A 21,204-nucleotide genomic window follows, 5' to 3' on the forward strand; every position below is an offset into this window, starting at 1 on the left:
GCAATGATCAAAGAGTAGCCGCATATCCGCCGATTAACGGCGTGGTCTATTGTCGCGTGACAGGTTGTCTCAGTGTCGGAGTACCAAAGCTCCATATGTCCAGTTCGATGTTTGGCTAACTATTTTTTCCAGCCATAGCAACTTTCAGTTACAGCTCAGTGATAATCTCGGGGTCTCTTCACCGGACCTGTCTTAGATGCCCAGCCAAGCGCCGCTGCTGCTCCGTCACCATCGTCCCTTCATCGCCTTCTGGCTGGCCCGGATATTCACCGCCAGCGGTTTCCAGATGCTCACCGTGGCCATCGGCTGGAACCTCTATCAACTGACCGGCAACGTTTTGGACCTGGGCCTGGTCGGGCTGGTGGAGTTCGCGCCGCGGGTGCTGTTCATGCTGCACACCGGGCATGTGGCGGATCGATACGACAGGCGCAGGGTCGCGGCGATCTGCCAGTCATTGCAGGCAATGATCGCCCTGGCCCTGGTGGTCGGTAGTGCCACCGACAACGTCACCCGGGAGATGATCTTCATCCTCGCCTTCCTGCTGGGCGCCGCCCGCTCCTTCGAGATGCCGACCACCCAGGCGCTGCTACCGAGCATCGTGCCGGCCGCGCTGTTCCCCCGCGCCGTCGCCGCCGCGCAATCGGCCCAGCAGTCCGCGACCATCGTCGCCCCGGCCCTTGGCGGCTTGCTCTACGCCTTCGGCAGCGTCTGGGTCTATGGGCCGACGGTGCTGCTCTACATCATCGCCTGCTGCCTGATGCTCAACCTGCCGGCCCGACAGACGCCGCTGAACAAAGGCAAGGCAACCTTGGATTCGTTGCTGGCCGGGATTCGTTTCATCCGCAGCCGCCCGGACATCCTCGGGGCGATTTCCTTGGACTTGTTCGCGGTGCTGCTGGGCGGCGCAACGGCGTTGCTGCCGGTGTTCGCCAAAGACATCCTGCTCACCGGTCCTTGGGGCCTGGGCCTGTTGCGCTCGGCACCGGCGGTGGGCGCCTTGCTGATGTCGCTGTGGCTGGCGCGGTTTGCCGTGGAACGCAAGGTCGGCCGGGTGATGTTCACCGCGGTGGGCATATTCGGCGTCGCCACGATTGCCTTCGGCCTCTCCACGTCATTCTGGTTTTCCTTGGCGGTGCTGGTGGTGCTGGGCGCGGCGGACATGATTAGCATGGTGATCCGCGCCTCGTTCGTACAATTGGAGACGCCGGACGAGATGCGCGGTCGCGTGAGCGCGGTGAACGGGCTGTTCATCGGCGCCTCGAACCAGTTGGGCGAATTCGAGTCCGGCCTGACCGCCCACTGGTTCGGCACGGTGCCGGCGGTGGTCATGGGCGGTGTCGGCACGCTGCTGGTGACCGGGACCTGGATCAAACTGTTCCCGACCCTGGCCAACCGTGACCGCATGCACGAACCGGTTGAGGAAGCGAAAGCCTAGAGCAGCTTGTCGAGGGTGATCGGGAAGTCCCTGACCCGTTTTCCGGTGGCGTGATAAATCGCATTCGCCACCGCCGCCGGCACGCCGACGATGCCGATCTCTCCGACGCCTTTGGAGCCGAGGGCGTTGACGATGTCATCCTGTTCCTCGACGAAAATCACCTCGATATCGCCGATGTCGGCGTTGACCGGCACATGGTATTCGGACAGGTTGTGGTTCATGTGCCGGCCCAAGGCGTGATCGGTCAGGGTTTCTTCATGCAATGCCATGCCGACGCCCCAGACCACGCCGCCGAGGATCTGGCTGCGAGCGGTCTTCGGATTGACCACCCGGCCCGCCGCGATGGCGCTGACCACACGGTTGATTTTGACCGCGCCCAGATCTTCATCCACCAGCACCTCGACAAACACCGCCGAGTGCGTGGCGGTGGCGTAGGCCTGGCGTTTTTCATCAGGCTCGGCGGTGACTTGCGCTTGCAATGGTGACTCGCCGCTTTTTTGCGCCAGTTGCGCCAAAGCGACGCGGGCCTCCCCCATGCGCAGTTCACCGTCAACGAATGTCACTTGCTCCAGGGTCGCGCCGCTGAAGGCGGGACAGCTCTGTCGCGCTACGGCCAAGAGCTTTTCTCGCAGCGCCTCACAGGCTTGCTTGACCGCCGTGCCCACTGACGAAACGGTGAACGAGCCGCCCTGCAACGGCGCGGTTGGCAGCGACGAGTCGCCGAGGACGAAGGTGACGTCATCGAAGGCAACGCCCGACGCCTCGGCGGCAATCTGGGTCATGACGGTGTAGGTGCCCGTGCCGATGTCCGTGGTGGCGCTGCTGACCGTCAACTTGCCGTTGGCGTCCAGCGACGCTCGGGCGCTGGCCTTCTGCTGCATCGCTTCCCACACGCCACCCGCCATGCCCCAGCCCACCAATTGCCGGCCTTCGCGCATGCTGCGCGGTTCAGGGTTGCGCTTGTCCCAGCCAAAACAAGCGGCGCCTTCGGCGTAGCATTCGCGCAACGCCTTGCTGGAATAAGGCTTGCCCTCGTTCTCGTTGCGCTCGGCATAGTTGATCAAGCGCAACTGAACCGGATCCATCGCCAGGGCGCAGGCCAGCTCATCCATGGCGCATTCGAGGCCGATCAGACCAAGGGCGGCACCGGGCGCGCGCATGTCCAACGGCGTATAGACATCCAGAGGTGCCAGCTTGTAGGTCAGCGTCACGTTATCGCAGTGATAGAGCATGCCACTCCACTCCACCACGTGTTCGGTGAAGTCCTCGAAGCGCGAGGTCTGGCCAATGGCGCCGTGTGCTACCGCGAGCAGCCGTCCGTTGGCGGCCGCGCCCAGTTGCACCCGCTGGAAAGTCCGAGGTCGGTAACCGAAGGTAAACATCTGTTGGCGTGTCAGGCTGACTCGCACCGAACGTTTCAGCGACAGCGCCGCCATTACCGCAAGCGGCAACTGATACTGCGGGCGCAATCCGGAGCCGAACGCACCGCCGACAAACGCGGCAAATACACGGACCTGGTCCTGCTCCAGTCCGAACACTTCCTGCACATACGCCTGACAGTTCTGGGTGCCTTGGGTTTTATCGTGGATATGCAGGCTACCGTCGGGTTGGTACAGCACGGTGCAAGCATGAGGTTCCATCGGGTTGTGATGTTCAATCGGCGTGCTGTAGGACACATCCACGCTGAGGGCCGCGCTGGCGTACTCGCCCTGAAAATTCCCACGAGGCTTGGGCAGTTCGGCCGGGGCGGGATGGGCTTCGTTTTGCACGATCGTCAGATCGGTCTGGTGGTCGGCAACTTCATATTCGATTTCAACCAGTGAACCGGCGTAGCGAGCCAGTTCCAGGTTTTGCGCGACCACCAACGCCAGCGGCTGACCGCTGTAGAGAATCTGGTCGTTGTACAACGGCCGGAACGGCGACCCTTCGGCCGCGTCGGCATCCTGGTAGGGCTCATCGTAGCTGGCGATCCGGGGGCGGTTGGTGTGGTCGATCACCGCGACCACACCGGGCAAGGCCAACGCTTTGGAGGCATCGATACGCAACACGCGGCCCCGGGCGATACTGCCGGACACTACGCTGGCGTGCAGCAAGCCGGCTTCAGGGTACTCACCGGCGTAACGGGCCTGGCCTGTGACCTTGAGCAGGCCGTCGACTCGGTCCAAGGGTTGGCCCATGGATTTGCTCAACGTATTCATCGGGCGGCACCTCCCGTCAGTGCGGCATCGCTCAAGGCGCGAACAATAGCCCGGCGCGCCAACTTGACCTTGAAGCCGTTGTGTTCCAGCGGCTCGGCGTTTTGCAGCAGCGCATCGGCGGCGGCCGTGAATGTTTCGCGGCTGACGGTCTGGCCCGTCAGCCAATTCTCCACCGCCCGGTCTCGCCAAGGTTTGTGGGCCACACCGCCGAGGGCAAGGCGAGCCTGGCGAATCACCGGCCCGTCCAGCTCCAGCGCCGCCGCCACTGACACCAGCGCAAAGGCATAGGAGGCCCGGTCACGGATCTTCAAGTAGTGGCTGTGTTCGGCGAAACCTGCTGTAGGCAACTCGATGTAGGTGATCAGCTCGTCATCGGCCAGTTGATTGTCCCGCTCAGGGGCGTCGCCCGGCAGGCGATGAAAATCGGCGAACTCGATGGTCCGCGCCCCACCCCGGCCCAATACATGGACCACCGCGTCCAGCGCCGCCAGGGCCACGCACATGTCGGAGGGATGCGTCGCGACACATTGGTCACTCGCCCCGAGGATCGCGTGGATCCGGTTCAGGCCATTCCTGGCCGGGCAGCCGCTGCCGGGCCGGCGCTTGTTGCAGGGCACGTTGGCGTCGTAAAAGTAATAGCAACGGGTGCGTTGCAACAGGTTGCCGCCGGTGCTGGCCATGTTGCGCAATTGTGGCGAGGCGCCTGCCAGGATGGCTTGGGAAAGCAACGGGTAACGCCGTTCGATCCAAGGATGCCAGGCCAGGTCGGCATTGCTCACCAGCGCGCCGATCATGACCCCGCCGGAGGGGGTTTCGCTGAGGTCCGCCAAAGGCAGTCCGGTGATATCGATCAGGTGCTGGGGACGGGTGAGGTTTTCCTTCATCAAGTCCAGCAAGTTAGTGCCGCCGGCGATGAAACGTGAGGTGGCGCTCGACAAATCGACGGCAGCCTGCAAGGTCTCGGGTTTGCTGTAGCGGAAGGGATTCATTGCTCATCTCCCGGTGGCTGGCAAAGCGGCAAGGCTTCTTCAATGGCGTCGCGAATGTTGTTGTACGCACCGCATCGGCAGAGATTGCCGCTCATCAGCTCGCTGATTTCACCGCCGGTCTGTGCCCGCCCTTCGTTGGCCAGGCCCACCGCCGAACAGATCTGCCCTGGCGTGCAGTAGCCGCACTGGAACGCGTCATGCTTGATGAATGCGCGCTGCATCGGGTGCAACTCATCGCCATTGGCCAAGCCCTCGACCGTGGTCAACTCGGTACCGTCACACATCACCGCCAGGGTCAGGCAGGCGTTGATCCGCTTGCCATCACGCAACACCGTGCAGGCGCCGCATTGGCCGTGGTCGCAACCTTTCTTGCTGCCCACCAAATCAAGCTGCTCGCGCAAAAGGTCCAGCAACGTAGTCCAGGGCAACACCTGCAGCTCGCGCACCTGGCCATTGAGTGTCAGACGGATCGGATGACTGGCGTAGGACGCCTGCGTCGCTTCGGACAGGGTCGCGCTCATGGAACACCTCACGGTTGGTCGTACACACGCGGCGTTTTAGGTAACCGCCGTCATAAGGGGTACGACTTCAGGGTGGGGTGAGCGTTCAAGGCAATTGAATGACGAAACGCCGGCGTCCGCTGCGCGGCCGAGCGGGAGCAAGCTCCCTCGCCACCGGGGCCCGCGGCTTGTGATGGATCAGGCAAGCAACTCAGCGGCCACCACGCTCCTCACGCCCTTGCCGCTGAGTTGTTCCACGAGCGTCAAGGCAAACGCCACGGCAGCTGCCGAACCTTGGGCGGTGATGCAGTTGCCATCCACGACCACCGGCTGATCGACGAAACTGCACCCGGACAGTTGCTGGCTCACGGTGGGCAGGCAAGTCATGCGGCGCTGGCGCAGGACACCAAAAGCCTGAAGCACCAGTGCCGGCGCTTCGGCGATGGCGGCAAAGAAACGCCCGGCGGCGGCCTGATCCTTGATCAACTGCTGCAACGGCTGATGGGCCGCCAGATGTTGCGCGCCGATGATGCCGCCCGGCAACACAATCAAGTCGAAGTCCTGGACCAGCAGGTCTACCAACATGCCATCGGCGGTCAAACGCGTGCCCCGTGCGCAGGTGAACATGCGCCGGCCCTCGATACTCGCCACCACCACTTCAAGCTGCGCCCGACGCAACACGTCGATCAGCGTCACCGTCTGCAAGTCGTCGACGCCTTCGGCCACGGCAATCAGGACTCGGGGGATCTTGGTTCCAGGAATCATGGGCACTCTCCGCGGGGTGGTTCCTGAAGACTAGCCAGCTTTGCCGGACCGTGTCAGGCGAAGCGCGTCCAGAACGTTGTCATTTGATGTACAGCTGGGTCGACATCCGGTTGCCCGGTGCGTTGATCGACACATTGCTGAAGCTGAAAGTGCCTTCCTGCTTGCCCTTGAGGTCGAAGACATAGAGGTAGCCGACTACCTTGGTTCTGGCCGAACAATCGTTCAGGTTGCCATTGCTGAATGCACACACGGGCGAGCGGGTGCCGTCGACCTCGAAGCCATCCAACGTGACGTGAGGCTGATGGCCGTAGCCGACTTCCAACACGTAGACCTTGATATTCGAGCCACCGTGATCGCAGCGGGTCCGTTCCTGCTGCGCGACGATGTCCTCGAAGCCGCAGGCCGGCGATTCGACCTTGAGCACCTTGACCTCGCTCAGCGGCGGCGCCGATGCGGCGTGTGCGGCCGCCACGGGCAGCCCCAGGCCCAAGGCCCAGCCCCATGTCCATGCCCAAGCGATTTTCTTCATGCGATACATACCGACCTCCCGGAATCGCGCGCAGTATGGCCCAATAATTGCCTCGGCACATCTCGTCACATCGAGGATCGCAGCCACATCGCCGCGCTGCTATGATGCGCGGCTTTTTCCGACCCAGCAGAAAATCCCGGGCGCCAATGGCGGTCTGTGCTTTGCTGTTGAGGTCGATACATTCACGGCGCCCGGCGCGCCACGGGGAGCAGACATGCTGGAAAGGCTGTTTCAACTCAAGGCACACAACACCAACGTGCGGACCGAGATCCTGGCGGGCGTCACGACCTTCCTGGCCATGGCCTACATTCTGTTCGTCAACCCGAGCATCCTCGGTGAAACCGGTATGGACAAGGGCGCAGTGTTCGTCGCCACCTGCCTGGCGGCGGCCATTGGCTCCGCGACCATGGGCCTGATCGCCAACTACCCGATCGCCCTTGCGCCGGGCATGGGCTTGAACGCCTTCTTCACCTACACCGTGGTCCTGCACATGGGCCATACCTGGCAAGTGGCGCTGGGTGCGGTGTTCATCTCTGCCGTGCTGTTTTTCCTGCTGTCGATCTTTCGCATTCGCGAATGGATCATCAACAGCATCCCGCTGCCGCTGCGCTCGGCCATCGCCGCCGGTATCGGCCTGTTCCTGGCGCTGATCGCCCTGAACAACGCCGGCATCGTGGTGAAGAACCCGGCGACCCTGGTCGGCCTTGGCGATCTAAAGCAACCGGCACCGATCCTCGCGACCCTGGGTTTTGTCCTGATCGTCGCCCTGGAAGCACTGAAAGTGCGCGGAGCGGTGCTGATCGGCATTCTGGCGGTCACCGTCGTCTCGATCCTGATGGGCTTCACGCCGTTCGGCGGCATCGTTTCCGCGCCGCCGTCCCTGGCCCCGACCTTCCTGCAACTGGACATCAAGGGCGCCCTGGACATCGGTCTGGTGAGCGTGATCTTCGCGTTCCTGTTCGTCGATCTGTTCGATAACTCCGGCACCCTGATCGGCGTCGCCAAGCGCGCCGGCCTGATGGGCAAGGACGGCCACATGCCGAAGATGGGCCGCGCGCTGATTGCCGACAGCACCGCCGCCATGGCCGGTTCGCTGCTGGGCACCTCGACGACCACCAGCTACATCGAATCGGCGGCGGGCGTCAGTGCCGGCGGCCGCACCGGCTTGACCGCCATTGTGGTGGCTATCCTGTTCCTGCTGGCGCTGTTCTTCTCGCCACTGGCCGCCAGCGTCCCGGCCTTCGCCACCGCGCCAGCCCTGCTGTTCGTCGCCGTGCTGATGACCTCGGGCCTGGCGGAAATCGACTGGGACGACATCACCGTTGCCGCCCCGGTGGTCATCACGGCCCTGGCGATGCCGTTCACCTACTCCATTGCCAATGGCATCGCCTTTGGCTTTATCGCCTGGACCGCCATCAAACTGGTGTCCGGTCGTGGTCGTGAGCTGAACCCGGCCCTGGTCATCCTGTCGATTCTGTTCGTTATCAAGTTGGGTTGGTTCAACGCATGACTTTTGATTCCCAGGCCTACGCCGCCCAGTTGCAGGACAAGGTCGCTCGTTTGCGCGACCTGCTGGCTCCGTTCGATGCACCCGAGCCTGTGGTGTTCGATTCGCCGTTGAAGAATTTCCGCCTACGGGCCGAGTTCCGCCTGTGGCGCGAAGCCGGCGAACGCCATTACGCGATGTTCTCCCAGGACGACAAGCGCACGCCGGTCCTCATTGAGGAGTTTCCTATCGCCAGCCTGCGCATCAACCAATTGATGCCGCAACTCAAGGCCGCCTGGCAGGCCAGTGCGCCCCTGAGCCATAAGCTGTTCCAGGTGGAGTTCCTGACCACTCTGGCCGGCGATGCGATGATCACCCTGTGTTATCACCGCCCGCTGGACGAGCACTGGCACGCCGCGGCATCGAAACTGGCGGCCGACCTGGGCGTCAGCATCATTGGTCGTTCCAAAGGCAAACGGGAAGTGATCGGCCAGGATTACGTAGTGGAGAAACTCGACGTCGGCGGCCGCACCTTCAGCTATCGCCAACCCGAAGGCGCCTTCACCCAGCCCAACGGCACGGTGAACCAGAAGATGCTCAACTGGGCTTATGAAAGCTTGGGTGATCGCAGCGACGATTTGCTGGAGTTGTACTGCGGCAACGGCAACTTCACCCTGCCCCTGGCCACCCGCGTGCGCAAAGTGCTCGCCACTGAAATCAGCAAGACCTCGGTGAACGCCGCGCTGAGCAACCTCAGCGAAAACGCTGTGGATAACGTCACGCTGGTGCGCCTGTCCGCCGAAGAATTGACCGAAGCCTTGAACGAAGTCCGTCCGTTCCGTCGCCTGCACGGCATCGATCTGAAAAGCTACGAATTCGGCAGCGTCTTCGTCGACCCGCCGCGCGCCGGCATGGACCCGGACACCTGCGAGCTGACCCGGCGCTTCGACAACATCCTGTACATTTCCTGCAATCCGGAAACCCTCGCCGCGAATATCGCGCAGTTGAACGATACGCACCGCATCACGCGTTGCGCGTTGTTCGATCAGTTCCCCTGGACCCATCACATGGAATCCGGGGTGTTGTTGACTCGGCGCTGAGCAGAGTCACACCCCTGTGGCGAGAGAGCTTGCTCCCTCGCCACAACTGCCCGCCCCTGAAAAAGCCGTGTTCGATCATCGAACACTTATTGGCCGATGTCGGCTGCTTTATTTGACCAAATTAACCATCTAGTACAATTTGTCTCCACAGGCTGGAACACGGCCGACACCAACAATAAAAATGTGGAGTATTTTGCGATGCCTCCGATCGTTCTGGTGCTCAACGGCCCGAACCTGAACCTGCTCGGCAGCCGCGAGCCGGCGACCTATGGCCATGAAACCCTGGCTGATATTTCCGCGTTGTGCGCCCGCACTGCCGAAGAGTTCGGCCTGGCCGTGGAATTTCGCCAGACCAACCAGGAAGGCGAGCTGATCGACTGGATTCACGGCGCCCGAGGTCGGTGTGCCGGGATCATCATCAACCCGGCGGCCTGGACACATACATCGGTTGCCATCCGCGACGCCTTGGTGGCCAGTGAAGTCCCGGTAATCGAAGTCCACCTGTCCAACGTCCACGCCCGTGAAACGTTCCGTCACCACTCGTTCGTTTCATCGGTGGCCATCGGCGTGATGTGCGGGTTCGGCAGCCACGGCTATCGCCTGGCCCTGGAACATTTCAGTCAGCGGTTGAAGGGTTGATGCGCATGTCGAATCTCACTGTGCTGGCCGGCCTGATCGGCGCGGGTATCCAGGCGTCTCGCACGCCGGCGCTGCATGAGCACGAAGGCGATGCCCAAGGCATGCGTTACCTGTATCGATTGATCGATCTCGATGCGCTGAAGCTCGAGAGCGGCGCCCTGCCCGACTTGTTGATAGCCGCCGAACGCATGAGTTTTACCGGACTGAACATCACGTTCCCGTGCAAACAGGCGGTCATCCCATTGCTGGACGAACTGTCGCCCGAAGCCCGCGGAATCGGCGCGGTGAATACCGTGGTGCTCAAAGACGGCAAACGCATCGGCCACAACACCGATTGCCTGGGATTTGCCGAGGGCTTTCGTCGTGGCCTGGGCGACGTCTCGCGCCGCCACGTCGTCCAGATGGGGGCCGGCGGTGCAGGTGCGGCAGTCGCCCACGCGCTGTTGGCAGAAGGCGTGGGGACACTGAGCATTTTTGACGTCGAGGCCAGCCGTGCCGAGGCACTGGCGAACAATCTGAATCAACAGTTCGGCGCCGGTCGTGCCCGGGCCGGCCAGGATCTGGCCAGCGCCATGATCGAGACCGATGGGTTGGTGAATACCACGCCGATGGGCATGGCGAAACTGCCTGGCATGCCAGTGCCGGTCGAGCTGTTGCGAAGCGAATTATGGGTGGCGGAAATCGTTTACTTCCCATTGGAAACCGAACTACTGCGCAACGCCCGGGCCTTGGGTTGCCGCACGCTGGATGGCGGAACCATGGCGGTGTTCCAGGCAGTCAAGGCGTTCGAGCTGTTCAGCGGCGTGGCACCGGATGCCCAGCGGATGCTGGCGCACTTCCAGAGCATGAATCACTGAAAAACCCGTGGGGGCCTGCTCGCCTCCACGAGGTTCAGGCTTGCAGATACCGCAACACCGACTCGCAAACCATCTGCCGATGGCGCTGCTTGACGACTTCGTCCGACAGATCAATCTGAAAGATCTCACCGAATGTCTGGCGGTTGGACACGCGGTAAAAGCAGAACGAACTGATCAGCAAATGTACATCCAGCGGCTCGAGGCCCGCACGGAACACGCCCTCTTCGGCGCCGCGCCGCAGGATCACGCCCAGGGAATCGAGGATGGTGTTGGTCATCGCCTTGATCGTTCCGGACTGCTTGACGTATTCGGCGTTGTGGATGTTTTCGATGCAGACGATGCGCACGAAATCCACGTTGCGGTCGTGGTGGTCGAAGGTGAACTCCACCAGCCGGCGGATCGCATCGATCGGCGCCAGCTCCGCCAGGTGCAGGCGGCTCTCGGTGGTACGGATATCGCCGTAGAGTTTTTCCAGCACCTCGACGTACAACTGCTCCTTGCTGCCGAAGTAGTAATAGATCATGCGCTTGGAGGTGTGGATGCGCTCGGCGATGGCGTCGACCCGCGCGCCGGCGAGCCCCTGCTGGACGAACTCGACGATGGCTTCCTGAAGAATGTTCTCGCGGGTTTTCTCCGGGTTGTTCTTGCGACTCCTGCGCGGCGCGGCGACAGGTTCTTCGGCGACTGCGGAAAGCTCTGGATTCATAGTCATTGCGGGCTCACGGCCATCACTGCACAGGTTGGCGATTATGGGCCGCACCGTGCAGTGAAGGAAGCCACGGCGTCGCGCATTGCCGCCGCGTTTACGATTTCACTACAACTTGGCGTGCCGCACCCCACCGCTACGGGACTTGGCCATCGCTGCCAGCCGCACCGCGACATTGGCCGCGCCGTAACCGGCATAGCCATTCTTGCGCTGGATGATCTCGAAGAAAAATCGCCCTTCGAACGGTTCGGTGTAGACATGAAAAAACTCGCCACCCTGAGCGTCACGGTCGTACAACACGTTGAAATACGCCAGTTCGCTGAGAAACTCGTCGTCGAAATCGAAACGCGCCGCCAAGTCGTCGTAGTAATTCAACGGAATGTCCAGCAACGGCACGCCCGCCTCCTTGGCGCGGCTGACCTGGGCGAAAATGTCATCGCAATCGAAGGCGATGTGATGCACACCGGAACCGCGATAACTCGACAGTGCATGTGAGATCGCGGTGTTACGGTTCTCGGAAATGTTCAACGGCAAACGGATCGAACTGCAGCGGCTGCGCAACGCACGGCTTTTGACCAGGCCGTAGGGATCGGGCAGCACCACTTCATCGTCAGCCTCGAAATCCAGCAGGCTCTTGTAGAACAGCACCCAACTGTCGAGGCTGTCGGCCGGCAGCGCCATCGCCATGTGATCGATGCGCTTGAGCCCGGCGCCGATCACCGCACCCGGTTTCAGGTTGAAATCGGTGCCATAGACATCGGCGTCCTGGTCCACCAGGTAAATCAGGCTGCCGTCCGGCGCACGCACCGCCGCGAGTTCCAGCTCATTGGGCCCCACCAGGCCACGATAGGGCTGGCCCTTGTAGGCGACAGCCCGCTCCAAGGCACAAGCGCTGTCCTGAACCCGCACCGCCGTCGCGCACAGCGACGGGCCGTGGGCTTCGAAAAAGTTGTGGGCGAAGGAATAAGGCTCGCTGTTGAGGATCAGGTTGATATCGCCCTGGCGCAACAGGCTGACATTCTTGGACCGATGTTGTCCCGCCTTGACGAACCCCAACTGCTCCAGCCAATGGGAGAGTTTGGCGCCGAGGTTGTCGTCCACAGCGAATTCGAGAAATTCGACGCCCTTGTATTCACTGGCTGGCGGCGTCGTGAACAGGATGTCGCTGTTGTGAGCAGGCACTTCTTCGGCCAGCCGCTGACGGGTTTTTTCCTCCAGGTACAACAGCGACCGCAAACCGTCGGCCGCGTTGGCCCTTGGCGGCGCGGCGCGAAATCCGTCGTTGAAGATTTCCAACGACAGCGGCCCGGTGTAGCCACTCTTGATGATCGGTGCCAGGAAGCCCGGCAGGTCGAACTCGCCCTGCCCCGGGAAACAGCGGAAATGCCGACTCCATTCCAAGACATCCATCGCCAGGATGGGCGCGTCGGCCATCTGCACGAAGAAAATTTTCTCGCCAGGGATCTCGGCAATGGCGCTCGGGTCGCCTTTGAGGGACAAAGTGTGAAAGCTGTCGAGCAATACGCCGAGGCTCGGATGATCGGCCTGGCGCACGATGTTCCACACCTGTTGATACGTATTCACGTGCCGTCCCCAGGCCAATGCCTCATAACCAATGCGCAAGCCCCGCGCGCCGGCCCGTTCGGCCAGGAGCCGCAGGTCATCGATCAGGATTTGCTCATCGCCAACGCTGTCGGCGGCGGCATTGCTGCACACCAGCACGAGATCGGTGCCCAGCTCCTGCATCAGGTCGAATTTGCGCTCGGCCCGCTCCAGGTTGCGCGCCAGGCGTTCACGACGGCAGCCTTCAAAATCGCGAAACGGCTGGAACAAGGTGATGGCAATGCCCAAGTCGGCGCACATTTGCCTGATTTCCCGAGGGCTGCCGTCGTAATAGAGAAGGTCGTTCTCGAAGATCTCCACCCCGTCGAAACCGGCGGCGGCAATGGCTTCGAGTTTTTCCGGCAGGGTACCGCTCAACGAAACGGTGGCAATGGAACGCTGCATGAATTCGGCTCCCGGGACAGGCGTCGGCTACAAAAGTGCGCCGCTTTTTAAAAGAGTCAGCCGATTATTGGGCTGCCGGTTTCTTTGAGCAATTCAATATGTACCACCCAGTTAGTTTTTTGGGCGATTATCGAACACAATGCCCGATTAACGAATTGACGATTTTTTAGCCACTGCGCACCATCGGCCCCACGTTGACGCCGGCCTGAACTGCCGTCCCAATGGCAAACCCAGACCACACCATAAGAATTTCAAGAACGGGTGCACCTATGATTCCTTCCCAAAGTTCCCGCCTGGCCCCCGGCCTGGGTGCCTCCACCGAAAGCGTCGGCGACAAGATCCGTGGCGCCATGGCGGTGGGCAAGACCCGTTGGGGCATGCTCGCCCTGGTGTTTTTTGCCACCACCCTGAATTACATCGACCGCGCCGCACTGGGCGTCATGCAGCCCATTCTTGCCAAGGAAATGAGTTGGACGGCGATGGATTACGCCAACATCAATTTCTGGTTCCAGGTCGGCTATGCCATCGGCTTCGTGTTGCAGGGTCGGCTGATCGATCGGGTTGGCGTCAAGCGCGTGTTCTTCTGCGCCGTGCTGCTCTGGAGCCTGGCGACCGGCGCCCATGGCCTGGCTACTTCGGCGGTGGGCTTCATGGTCTGCCGCTTCATCCTCGGCCTGACCGAAGCCGCCAACTACCCGGCCTGCGTGAAGACCACCCGGCTGTGGTTCCCGGCGGGCGAACGCGCCGTGGCCACCGGTATTTTCAACGCCGGAACCAACGTCGGCGCAATGTTCACGCCGATGCTGTTGCCTCTGGTCCTGCACGTGTGGGGCTGGCAGGCCGCGTTCCTGTGCATGGCCGCGCTAGGCGGGATCTGGTTGCTGTTCTGGGGTCTGAAATACTTCAACCCGGAAGATCACCCGAGCGTCAAACAGTCAGAACTGGACTACATCCAGGCCCAGGACGAACCGGACCAGGCCCGCGTGCCGTTCTCCCGGATCCTGCGCATGCGCGGCACCTGGGCGTTCGCCCTGGCATACTCGATTACCGCGCCGGTGTTCTGGTTCTACCTGTACTGGCTACCGCCATTCTTGAACCAGCAATACAACCTGGGCATCAACGTGACCCAGATGGGCATTCCGCTGATCATCATCTACCTCACCGCCGACTTCGGCAGTGTCGGCGGCGGGATTTTGTCTTCGTTCCTGATTGGCCGCGGGGTCAATCCGATCAAGGCACGGCTGCTCTCCATGCTGCTGTTTGCCTGCTGCATCGTCGGCGTGATCATGGCCGCCGGCTCCAGCAGCCTGTGGGTAGCGGTGTTTGCCATTTCCCTGGCGATCGGCGCGCACCAGGCCTGGACCGCGAACATCTGGAGCCTGGTGATGGACTACACGCCCAAGCACATGATGAGTACGGTGTTCGGCTTCGGCGGCATGTGCGCGGCCATCGGCGGGATGTTCATGACCCAGTTGGTGGGGCACATCCTGACGATCACCAACAATAATTACACCGTGCTGTTCACCCTGATCCCGGCGATGTACTTCATTGCATTGATCTGGATGTACTTCATGGCGCCGCGCAAGGTTCCAATCCTGGAAAACTGACTGTCCATGCGCTGGCGGACAGCGACTTACCTGTGGCGAGGGAGCTTGCTCCCGCTCCACAGGGGCTCTGTCAGCCACAAAGGGCTCTGCCTAACTATTTGCGCCGCTGCTGCCACGCCGCGGCCAATCCACTCAGACAGATCAGCACAATGCCCACAATCGTGGTCAGCGTCGGCGTATGGCTAAAAAACAACCAGCCCAGCAAACCGGCGAAGATGATCTGGCAATACCCGAACGGCGCCAGCAACGCCGGGGCGGCAAAGCGGAACGCCTGGGTCAGCATCAGGTGCGCGGTCATCCCGCAAGCGCCCAGCGCCAGCATCATCACCCCGTGCGTCAGGCTCGGCACTTGCCAGAAGAACGGCACCAACGCGCTCATCACCAACGTATTGCACAGGCCGGCGAAAAAATTGCTGGTGGTCGGGCTGTCGATCTCGCTGAGCTTGCGCGTCAGCAACTGGTAGAAGCAGAAAAACAGCGCCGAGCAGAACGGCAACAGCACCGCCGGCGTAAACAGATCGCCGCCCGGGTGGACGATGATCAACACGCCGATAAAACCGAAGATCACCGCGATCCATTGGCCACGCGTCACATGCTCGCCGAGCAACGGCACCGATAGGGCGGTGACCAGCACCGGCGCGAGGAAGTTGACCGCCGTCGCCTCCGCGAGAGGGATGAACATCAGCGCGGTGGTGAAGAACAAACTGGTCCCCAACAGGCACAACGCCCGCGCCAACTGCCACAAAGGGCGCTTGGTACGCAGCACGCGCAGCCCCGAGCGCGGCAGGAAAATCCCTGCCATCAACAAGGTGTGCACGACATAACGTGCCCAGACCACCATGACGATCGGATAGAAGCCCGAGAGGTATTTGGACAATGCATCATGACTGGAGAACAGGAACGTTGCGACCAGAATAAGCACGATGCCCTTGAAAGCCTGATTGACGCCGGAGAGCGGAGTGCTGATGGTCATAGGGAAACCTGCGTTGCTTGATGTAAAGGTCGTGATGCGCGGTGCAGTTATTGGGCCAGCGAGGGTTCCGATAGTTCTGGATCCGAAGTGTAATGAAAAATCCGCAGCCAGGCGGGGTTCGGCTCAGTGCTGAACCAAAGTCCGCGTCGGTTGCCTGACAGCTCAGGCACGGCGCGCACCTTGCGCCCCTAAAGACTAGACTGCGCCATAGCGGTCATCTCTTCGCACGCTCATTCAGAGGATTTCCCACATGTTATGGAAAAAAGGTCGCCGCAGTGACAACGTGGTGGACGCCCGTGGTGACGGTGGGGGCGGCGGCGGGATGCGCTTTGGCGGTGGCAAGGGATTGAGCCTGACGGCGATCATCCTGATTGTCGGCATCGGTTGGGTCACCGGCCAGGACCCCATGCAAATCCTCGGGCAACTCGCCGGGCAAATGGACCAGGGCTCGGCCCCTGCCTCGTCGCAAACGCGCCAGGCGCCACCGGCCAACGATGAACAGGCCGAATTCGTCCGTTCCATCCTCGGCGATACCGAAGACACCTGGGGCCAAGTGTTCCAGCAAGCGGGGCGCCAGTACCAGCAACCGAAGCTGGTGTTGTTCAGTGGTCGGGTCAATTCGGCGTGCGGCCAAGCGTCCTCGGCGACCGGCCCTTTCTATTGCCCGGCAGACCGGCAGGTCTACCTGGACATGAGTTTCTTCAAGGAAATGTCCCAGCGTTTCTCCGCCGCCGGCGATTTCGCCCAGGCCTACGTCATCGCCCACGAAATAGGGCACCACGTGCAGACGCTGCTCGGTGTGTCGGCAAAAATCCAGGAAGCCCGCCAACAAGGCCGGCAAATGGAAGGCGACGGTGGCTTGCTGGTGCGCCAGGAATTGCAGGCCGACTGCCTGGCCGGCGTCTGGGCCAACCACGCGCAAAAACGCCTGAACTGGCTTGAGCCAGGGGACATCGAAGAGGCCCTGAACGCCGCCAACGCGATCGGCGACGATCGGCTGCAGCAACAAGGCCAGGGCCGCGTAGTGCCGGACTCCTTCACTCACGGCACTTCGGCGCAACGGGTTCGCTGGTTCAAGATTGGTTTCGCCCAAGGCCAAGTGAGCCAATGCGACACCTTCGCGGCGAAAACCTTGTAATGAGGTGGGCGGCATTCCTCGGGTTGATGCTGTGCTGCATGGCACAGGCAGACGAACACGGTGTAAACGCCATCGCCCAGGGACGGCTGCAATTCAAGGCGGGCGCGATGGCCGTGGCCGTGAGCCCACCGCCTTCTTCGATCCAACGGGTGCTGATCATCGTCCATGGCCGGCTGCGCAATGCCGACACTTACCTGCACAGCGCTGAAAAAGCCGCCGCGCAGGCCGGTCAATCGGCGACGACCTTGATCATCGCCCCGCAGTTTCTCAACGGACACGATGTGGCGCGCCATCAATTGCCTGCCGACATCCTGCGCTGGCAGGGCAATGAGTGGATGGCGGGCGGTCAATCCACGGGGCCAGACCCGGTCAGCTCATTCCAGGTGCTGGACGACATCGTCGCCCGGGTCAGCGACCGACAACAGTTCCCCGAAGTGAAGGAAATCGTCATCGCCGGTCATTCCGGCGGCGCCCAAGTGGTGCAGCGTTATGCCCTGCTCGCCCATGGTCCATCGCGTATTGCGCCACGCTTTGTCGTCGCCAACCCATCGTCCTACGCCTACCTCGATGCGCAGCGCCCGATGGCGTTCGACCCTGCCAGTTGCCCAACTTTCAACCGTTGGAAATATGGCCTTGAAAACCTGCCGGCCTATGCCACCGGCCAGACGGCGGTCCAGCTTGAAGAGCGTTACATCAAGCGCGACATTGTCTATCTGCTGGGGCAACAGGACATCGACCCGGAACACCCGGCGCTGGACAAAGGCTGTGAAGCTCAAACCCAGGGCGCGTATCGACTGCTGCGTGGGCAGTTCTTTTTCGATTACCTGAGCCGGCGTCATCCGCAAGGATTGAACCAGCGGCTCGTCGAGGTGCCCGGCGTCGGGCACGATGGCAATGGAATGTTCAATTCACCCGAAGGGCTGAAGGCATTGTTTGGTCAGTGAACCCACGCGAGTCTGCCGGCGAGAAAGATCCGCCCTTCAAGCGAGCATCCGTCGCAGTTCCCCACAATCGCGCGCATGCCAGTCCGTCAGTTCGGGCCACGGGTTGTCTGGCAGGTTTACCAGCACCGTCCGCGCCCCCGCCGCACGGCCGCAGTCCAGATCGAAACGATAGTCGCCGACCATGACCATCGTCTCCGGCGCCACGCTCCAGGCTTCGGCCAGTTTCAACAGGCCGCCGGGATGAGGCTTGGGCGGCGCTTCGTCGCGGCCCAGCACGTCCTCCACGGCAAAACAGTCCGCCAGGCCGATGGCCTCGAGGGTTACATGAGCCAGTTCGCGGGCGTTGCGGGTCAGGATGCCCAGGCGATAACCACGCCCGGCCAACTCGCGCACCAACTCGACCGCCCCTGGCGCTGGCTTGGACCCCAACGCCAAGTCCCGCTCATGCTCCAGCAACCAGGCATGCTTGGCCGCCGCTTCCTCTGCTGGCAATGCGGCCAGATGCGTGAGGATGTCGTCTTCGGGCGGGATCGCCAGGGCCACGCGGATCGCGGCGAAATCATGCACGGCGATGGTCAGCGTGCCGTCCATGTCGAACACCCAGTGCCGCACATCGGCCAGGCTCATGCCCAATCCTTGCGATGGCGGATCAAGCCTTCCTGGGTCACCGAAGCCACCAATTGCCCGGCGCGATTGAACACGCTGCCCCGAGAGAACCCACGGGAATTGCCGGCCCATGGACTGTCCATGGCGTAGAGCAGCCAGTCATCGGCGCGCAGGTCGGCATGGAACCACAACGCGTGATCGAGGCTGGCGACCTGCATGTCTTTCTGCCAGACCGATTTGCCGTGTGGCAGCATCGAGGTGGTCAACAGGCCGAAATCCGACGCGTAGGCCAGCAGGTATTTATGCAGCGCCGGCGAATCCGCCAGGGCGCCATCGGCACGAAACCAAACGTATTTGACCGGGTCGGCCGGCTGCGGGTTGTAAGGATCTTTTTCCGTGACCGGGCGCACCTCGATCGGCTTGGGGCACAGCAGTTTTTCACGCATGTGCTCGGGCAACAGGTGCGCCCGCTGCTGGGTCAGCTCAAGCTCCGAGGGCAAGTTCTCCGGCCCGACGACTTGCGGCATGGAGCTTTGATGTTCAAAGCCTTGCTCGTCGTACTGGAACGACGCGCTGCAGGTAAAGATCGGGTGGCCCTTCTGGATCGCCGTGACCCGACGGGTGCTGAAGCTGCCGCCGTCACGCACGCGATCGACTTGATAGACCACCGGCAACGCCGCATCGCCCGGGCGCAGGAAGTAACCGTGCATCGAGTGCACATGGCGCGCCTCTTCCACGGTCTGGCTGGCCGCCGACAACGACTGGCCCAACACCTGGCCGCCGAACAACTGGCGGAACCCCAAGTCCTGGCTGCGACCGCGAAACAGGTTCTCCTCGATCGGTTCCAGGGTCAGCAGGTCGACCAGATCTTCCAACACGTGGCTCATTCAGACTTTCCTCACAACAGCACAAAACCGCGCAGGCTGCGCTGCGGCGGCGGATCGATGATTGGCCCGGGCCATTGTGGCGGGCATTGTAGACGTCCGTGTCGGCTAACCGTGCAGGGTCTGCAGCCACTGCTCGCGGTTGATTCGGTAGAGCACATGGTGACGCAATGGATGGCCGACCGCGAGCTTTGGATGTTCGAAATCATCGGCCGGGTCATGCAGCATACCGATGGCTTGCATGACTTTCTGCGATGGCAAGTTATCCACAGCGGCAAACGCCACGACTTCGTCCAGCCCCAGGCGGTCGAACCCACAGCGCAACGCCGTCCACGCGGCTTCGCTGGCGTAACCCAAGCCCCAATGCTCCCGGGCCAGGCGCCAGCCGATCTCGACCGCGGGGGTGAAATGCGCGTCGAACCCGACCACGCCCAACCCGGTGAAGCCAATGAAGGCGCCGGTGTCCTTGCGCTCCAGCGCCCACAAGCCAAAACCGTGCTCGGCGAAATGCCCGCGCACCCGGCCGATCAACGCGGCGCTTTCCAGGCGGCTCAGCGGTGCCGGAAAATAACGCATCACCTGGGGATCGGCAGACATCGCTGCAAATGCCGGCAGATCATCATCGCTCCACTGTCGCAGTATCAGCCGTGCGCTTTCCAGTTCCAGTATCGGCTCCATTTTCACTCCCTTTCCATGCCCCAGAGTTTACATCGCTGGTAGGATCCGTCACTCAATCGCCACTGAAAACACCATGCCGCTGCCGCTGATCTACCACGAAGACTACAGCCCCGAATTTCCCCCGGAGCACCGTTTCCCCATGGACAAGTTTCGCCTGCTGCGCGACCACTTGGTGGACAGCGGCCTGACCCGGGACGCGGACCTGTTGCGTCCGGCGCTGTGCCCGCCAGAGATTCTCGCCCTGGCCCACGATCGCGGTTATATCGAACGCTATATGGGCGGCGAGTTGTCCCGCGAAGACCAACGGCGCCTTGGCCTGCCCTGGAGCGAAGCCTTGGCCCGGCGAACGGTGCGCGCCGTCGGCGGTTCACTGCTCGCCGCCGAGCAAGCGCTTGAGCATGGGCTGGCCTGTCACCTGGCCGGCGGTACACATCACGCCCACTACGACCACCCGGCGGGCTTTTGCATTTTCAACGACCTGGCGGTGATCAGCCGCTACTTCCTGGCCAGTGGCCGGGTCTCGCGGGTGCTGATTTTCGATTGCGATGTGCATCAGGGCGACGGTACCGCCCGAATACTCCATGACACCCCGGACGCCGTGACAGTTTCCTTGCACTGCGAAAAGAATTTTCCGGCACGCAAGGCGCACAGCGACTGGGACATTCCCCTGCCGATGGGCATGGGCGACGACGCCTACCTGAGCGTCGTCGATGACGCCCTCAACTACCTGCTGCCGCTCTATCAGCCGGACCTGGTGCTGTATGACGCCGGGGTCGACGTTCACAAGGACGATGCCCTCGGTTACCTGAAGTTGACCGACGAAGGCCTCGCGGCCCGGGATGAAAGCGTGATGCGTCATTGCCTGGGGCGGGACATCCCGGTGGTCGGCGTGATCGGCGGCGGCTACAGCAAGGACCGCAAAGCCCTGGCCCGGCGCCACGGGATCCTGCACCACAGCGCACAAAAGGTCTGGGCGTCATCAGGTTGTCACTGAAATCTGCGCTTTACCCACAATGGCTGTGGAACGGCCTGTGGATAACCTGAGCGAAACGGCTTACAGCCTATGTTGCCTCTAGTCCGCGCCGCACTGGTTGTTTTTTGATCAATCTGAGCTCCGCCGCTCCCAGAAGAACCGGTGCTGCTAGAATGCTGCGCCTCTTCCA

At 62.0% G+C, this 21,204-nt stretch carries 20 protein-coding genes; 9 read left to right on the forward strand and 11 right to left on the reverse strand.

All coding sequences use genetic code 11. The features are described from left to right. Nucleotides 1–196: 196 nt before the first annotated feature. Nucleotides 197–1,435, forward strand: a complete 1,239-nt coding sequence (locus tag J3P82_RS22465; protein WP_434558724.1) for an MFS transporter — start codon at nt 197–199, stop codon at nt 1,433–1,435. Here the strand turns inward: J3P82_RS22465 and J3P82_RS22470 are convergent. From J3P82_RS22470 to J3P82_RS22490, 5 genes are all read right to left on the reverse strand, one after another. Next, the gene (locus tag J3P82_RS22470; RefSeq protein ID WP_434558725.1) at nt 1,432–3,633 is read right to left on the reverse strand and encodes a xanthine dehydrogenase family protein molybdopterin-binding subunit; all 2,202 of its coding nucleotides are present in this window, start codon (nt 3,631–3,633) and stop codon (nt 1,432–1,434) included. The genes J3P82_RS22465 and J3P82_RS22470 overlap by 4 nt on opposite strands. Continuing rightward, nucleotides 3,630–4,622, reverse strand: coding sequence for an FAD binding domain-containing protein (locus tag J3P82_RS22475; RefSeq protein WP_434558726.1), 993 nt, complete (start codon nt 4,620–4,622; stop codon nt 3,630–3,632). The genes J3P82_RS22470 and J3P82_RS22475 overlap by 4 nt, the downstream gene beginning before the upstream one ends. Beyond that, nucleotides 4,619–5,143 carry a (2Fe-2S)-binding protein gene (locus J3P82_RS22480; protein WP_434558727.1) on the reverse strand — a complete coding sequence of 175 codons (525 nt, stop codon included), beginning with the start codon at nt 5,141–5,143 and terminating at the stop codon, nt 4,619–4,621. The genes J3P82_RS22475 and J3P82_RS22480 overlap by 4 nt, the downstream gene beginning before the upstream one ends. Nucleotides 5,144–5,320: 177 nt before the next feature. Next, nucleotides 5,321–5,887: a DJ-1 family glyoxalase III gene (locus J3P82_RS22485; RefSeq protein ID WP_186610880.1), complete on the reverse strand. Its 567-nt coding sequence runs from the start codon at nt 5,885–5,887 to the stop codon at nt 5,321–5,323. Between the two features lie 79 nt (nt 5,888–5,966). Next, a complete protein-coding gene (locus J3P82_RS22490) occupies nt 5,967–6,425 on the reverse strand; it encodes a DUF4879 domain-containing protein (protein ID WP_434558728.1) in 459 nt (152 codons plus the stop codon). A 205-nt stretch (nt 6,426–6,630) separates the two neighbouring features. On the opposite strand from J3P82_RS22490, the gene J3P82_RS22495 reads away from it, so the two are divergent. The 4 genes from J3P82_RS22495 to J3P82_RS22510 all read left to right on the forward strand — a co-directional run bounded on the left by J3P82_RS22495 (nt 6,631) and on the right by J3P82_RS22510 (nt 10,498). Then, a complete protein-coding gene (locus tag J3P82_RS22495) occupies nt 6,631–7,926 on the forward strand; it encodes an NCS2 family permease (protein WP_434558729.1) in 1,296 nt (431 codons plus the stop codon). Beyond that, nucleotides 7,923–9,002 carry a tRNA (uridine(54)-C5)-methyltransferase TrmA gene (gene trmA / locus J3P82_RS22500; protein WP_434558730.1) on the forward strand — a complete coding sequence of 360 codons (1,080 nt, stop codon included), beginning with the start codon at nt 7,923–7,925 and terminating at the stop codon, nt 9,000–9,002. The genes J3P82_RS22495 and trmA overlap by 4 nt, the downstream gene beginning before the upstream one ends. 198 nt (nt 9,003–9,200) lie before the next feature. Further along, complete coding sequence (aroQ, locus tag J3P82_RS22505) at nt 9,201–9,641, forward strand: type II 3-dehydroquinate dehydratase (protein ID WP_434558731.1); 441 nt, start codon at nt 9,201–9,203, stop codon at nt 9,639–9,641. 5 nt (nt 9,642–9,646) lie between these two features. Further along, nucleotides 9,647–10,498 (forward strand): shikimate dehydrogenase, encoded by an 852-nt coding sequence (locus tag J3P82_RS22510; RefSeq protein ID WP_434558732.1) that lies wholly within the window; start codon nt 9,647–9,649, stop codon nt 10,496–10,498. Nucleotides 10,499–10,532: 34 nt separating this feature from the next. Here J3P82_RS22510 and J3P82_RS22515 read toward each other — a convergent pair whose 3' ends face one another. After that, nucleotides 10,533–11,210: a TetR/AcrR family transcriptional regulator gene (locus tag J3P82_RS22515; RefSeq protein ID WP_434558733.1), complete on the reverse strand. Its 678-nt coding sequence runs from the start codon at nt 11,208–11,210 to the stop codon at nt 10,533–10,535. A 102-nt stretch (nt 11,211–11,312) separates the two neighbouring features. Beyond that, on the reverse strand, nt 11,313–13,211 hold the full coding sequence (gene quiC / locus J3P82_RS22520; RefSeq protein WP_434558734.1) for a 3-dehydroshikimate dehydratase QuiC: 1,899 nt from the start codon (nt 13,209–13,211) through the stop codon (nt 11,313–11,315). Nucleotides 13,212–13,480: 269 nt separating this feature from the next. Here quiC and J3P82_RS22525 point away from each other — a divergent pair, with 269 nt between their 5' ends. Beyond that, entirely contained in the window at nt 13,481–14,818 is a 1,338-nt protein-coding gene (locus J3P82_RS22525) for an MFS transporter (protein ID WP_434558735.1), read from the forward strand. Nucleotides 14,819–14,912: 94 nt separating this feature from the next. Here the strand turns inward: J3P82_RS22525 and J3P82_RS22530 are convergent, their stop codons facing one another. Next, nucleotides 14,913–15,791 (reverse strand): DMT family transporter, encoded by an 879-nt coding sequence (locus J3P82_RS22530; RefSeq protein WP_434558736.1) that lies wholly within the window; start codon nt 15,789–15,791, stop codon nt 14,913–14,915. A gap of 250 nt (nt 15,792–16,041) precedes the next feature. Here J3P82_RS22530 and ypfJ point away from each other — a divergent pair, with 250 nt between their 5' ends. Then, the gene (ypfJ, locus tag J3P82_RS22535) at nt 16,042–16,929 is read left to right on the forward strand and encodes a KPN_02809 family neutral zinc metallopeptidase (RefSeq protein WP_434558737.1); all 888 of its coding nucleotides are present in this window, start codon (nt 16,042–16,044) and stop codon (nt 16,927–16,929) included. After that, nucleotides 16,929–17,873 carry an alpha/beta hydrolase gene (locus J3P82_RS22540; RefSeq protein WP_434558738.1) on the forward strand — a complete coding sequence of 315 codons (945 nt, stop codon included), beginning with the start codon at nt 16,929–16,931 and terminating at the stop codon, nt 17,871–17,873. The genes ypfJ and J3P82_RS22540 overlap by 1 nt, the downstream gene beginning before the upstream one ends. Before the next feature lie 36 nt (nt 17,874–17,909). Here J3P82_RS22540 and J3P82_RS22545 read toward each other — a convergent pair whose 3' ends face one another. The 3 genes from J3P82_RS22545 to J3P82_RS22555 form a co-directional block, all read right to left on the reverse strand. Continuing rightward, nucleotides 17,910–18,500, reverse strand: a complete 591-nt coding sequence (locus J3P82_RS22545) for an HAD family hydrolase (protein WP_434558739.1) — start codon at nt 18,498–18,500, stop codon at nt 17,910–17,912. After that, nucleotides 18,497–19,366, reverse strand: a complete 870-nt coding sequence (gene tesB, locus J3P82_RS22550) for an acyl-CoA thioesterase II (protein ID WP_434558740.1) — start codon at nt 19,364–19,366, stop codon at nt 18,497–18,499. Before tesB ends, J3P82_RS22545 begins: the two co-directional genes overlap by 4 nt. Nucleotides 19,367–19,471: 105 nt before the next feature. Next, nucleotides 19,472–20,041, reverse strand: a complete 570-nt coding sequence (locus tag J3P82_RS22555) for a GNAT family N-acetyltransferase (RefSeq protein ID WP_186610861.1) — start codon at nt 20,039–20,041, stop codon at nt 19,472–19,474. 73 nt (nt 20,042–20,114) lie between these two features. Between J3P82_RS22555 and J3P82_RS22560 the strand changes: the two genes are divergently transcribed. Then, nucleotides 20,115–21,035: a histone deacetylase family protein gene (locus tag J3P82_RS22560; RefSeq protein ID WP_434558741.1), complete on the forward strand. Its 921-nt coding sequence runs from the start codon at nt 20,115–20,117 to the stop codon at nt 21,033–21,035. The last annotated feature ends 169 nt before the right edge of the window (nt 21,036–21,204 follow it).

It is taken from the genome of Pseudomonas sp. Z4-20 (assembly GCF_051131955.1).
Classification (GTDB): domain Bacteria; phylum Pseudomonadota; class Gammaproteobacteria; order Pseudomonadales; family Pseudomonadaceae; genus Aquipseudomonas; species Aquipseudomonas marvdashtae.

Bases quoted from the DNA above. Each gene is read 5' to 3' on its own strand.
- J3P82_RS22485 (WP_186610880.1), bottom strand. From the start codon at position 5,887: ATGATTCCTGGAACCAAGATCCCCCGAGTCCTGATTGCCGTGGCCGAA.
- J3P82_RS22480 (WP_434558727.1), bottom strand. From the start codon at position 5,143: ATGAGCGCGACCCTGTCCGAAGCGACGCAGGCGTCCTACGCCAGTCAT.
- J3P82_RS22495 (WP_434558729.1), top strand. From the start codon at position 6,631: ATGCTGGAAAGGCTGTTTCAACTCAAGGCACACAACACCAACGTGCGG.
- trmA (WP_434558730.1), top strand. From the start codon at position 7,923: ATGACTTTTGATTCCCAGGCCTACGCCGCCCAGTTGCAGGACAAGGTC.
- J3P82_RS22470 (WP_434558725.1), bottom strand. From the start codon at position 3,633: ATGAATACGTTGAGCAAATCCATGGGCCAACCCTTGGACCGAGTCGAC.
- quiC (WP_434558734.1), bottom strand. From the start codon at position 13,211: ATGCAGCGTTCCATTGCCACCGTTTCGTTGAGCGGTACCCTGCCGGAA.
- J3P82_RS22560 (WP_434558741.1), top strand. From the start codon at position 20,115: ATGCCGCTGCCGCTGATCTACCACGAAGACTACAGCCCCGAATTTCCC.
- J3P82_RS22555 (WP_186610861.1), bottom strand. From the start codon at position 20,041: ATGGAGCCGATACTGGAACTGGAAAGCGCACGGCTGATACTGCGACAG.
- J3P82_RS22490 (WP_434558728.1), bottom strand. From the start codon at position 6,425: ATGTATCGCATGAAGAAAATCGCTTGGGCATGGACATGGGGCTGGGCC.
- J3P82_RS22515 (WP_434558733.1), bottom strand. From the start codon at position 11,210: ATGACTATGAATCCAGAGCTTTCCGCAGTCGCCGAAGAACCTGTCGCC.
- aroQ (WP_434558731.1), top strand. From the start codon at position 9,201: ATGCCTCCGATCGTTCTGGTGCTCAACGGCCCGAACCTGAACCTGCTC.
- J3P82_RS22475 (WP_434558726.1), bottom strand. From the start codon at position 4,622: ATGAATCCCTTCCGCTACAGCAAACCCGAGACCTTGCAGGCTGCCGTC.
- J3P82_RS22465 (WP_434558724.1), top strand. From the start codon at position 197: ATGCCCAGCCAAGCGCCGCTGCTGCTCCGTCACCATCGTCCCTTCATC.
- J3P82_RS22545 (WP_434558739.1), bottom strand. From the start codon at position 18,500: ATGAGCCTGGCCGATGTGCGGCACTGGGTGTTCGACATGGACGGCACG.
- J3P82_RS22540 (WP_434558738.1), top strand. From the start codon at position 16,929: ATGAGGTGGGCGGCATTCCTCGGGTTGATGCTGTGCTGCATGGCACAG.
- ypfJ (WP_434558737.1), top strand. From the start codon at position 16,042: ATGTTATGGAAAAAAGGTCGCCGCAGTGACAACGTGGTGGACGCCCGT.
- J3P82_RS22525 (WP_434558735.1), top strand. From the start codon at position 13,481: ATGATTCCTTCCCAAAGTTCCCGCCTGGCCCCCGGCCTGGGTGCCTCC.
- tesB (WP_434558740.1), bottom strand. From the start codon at position 19,366: ATGAGCCACGTGTTGGAAGATCTGGTCGACCTGCTGACCCTGGAACCG.
- J3P82_RS22510 (WP_434558732.1), top strand. From the start codon at position 9,647: ATGTCGAATCTCACTGTGCTGGCCGGCCTGATCGGCGCGGGTATCCAG.
- J3P82_RS22530 (WP_434558736.1), bottom strand. From the start codon at position 15,791: ATGACCATCAGCACTCCGCTCTCCGGCGTCAATCAGGCTTTCAAGGGC.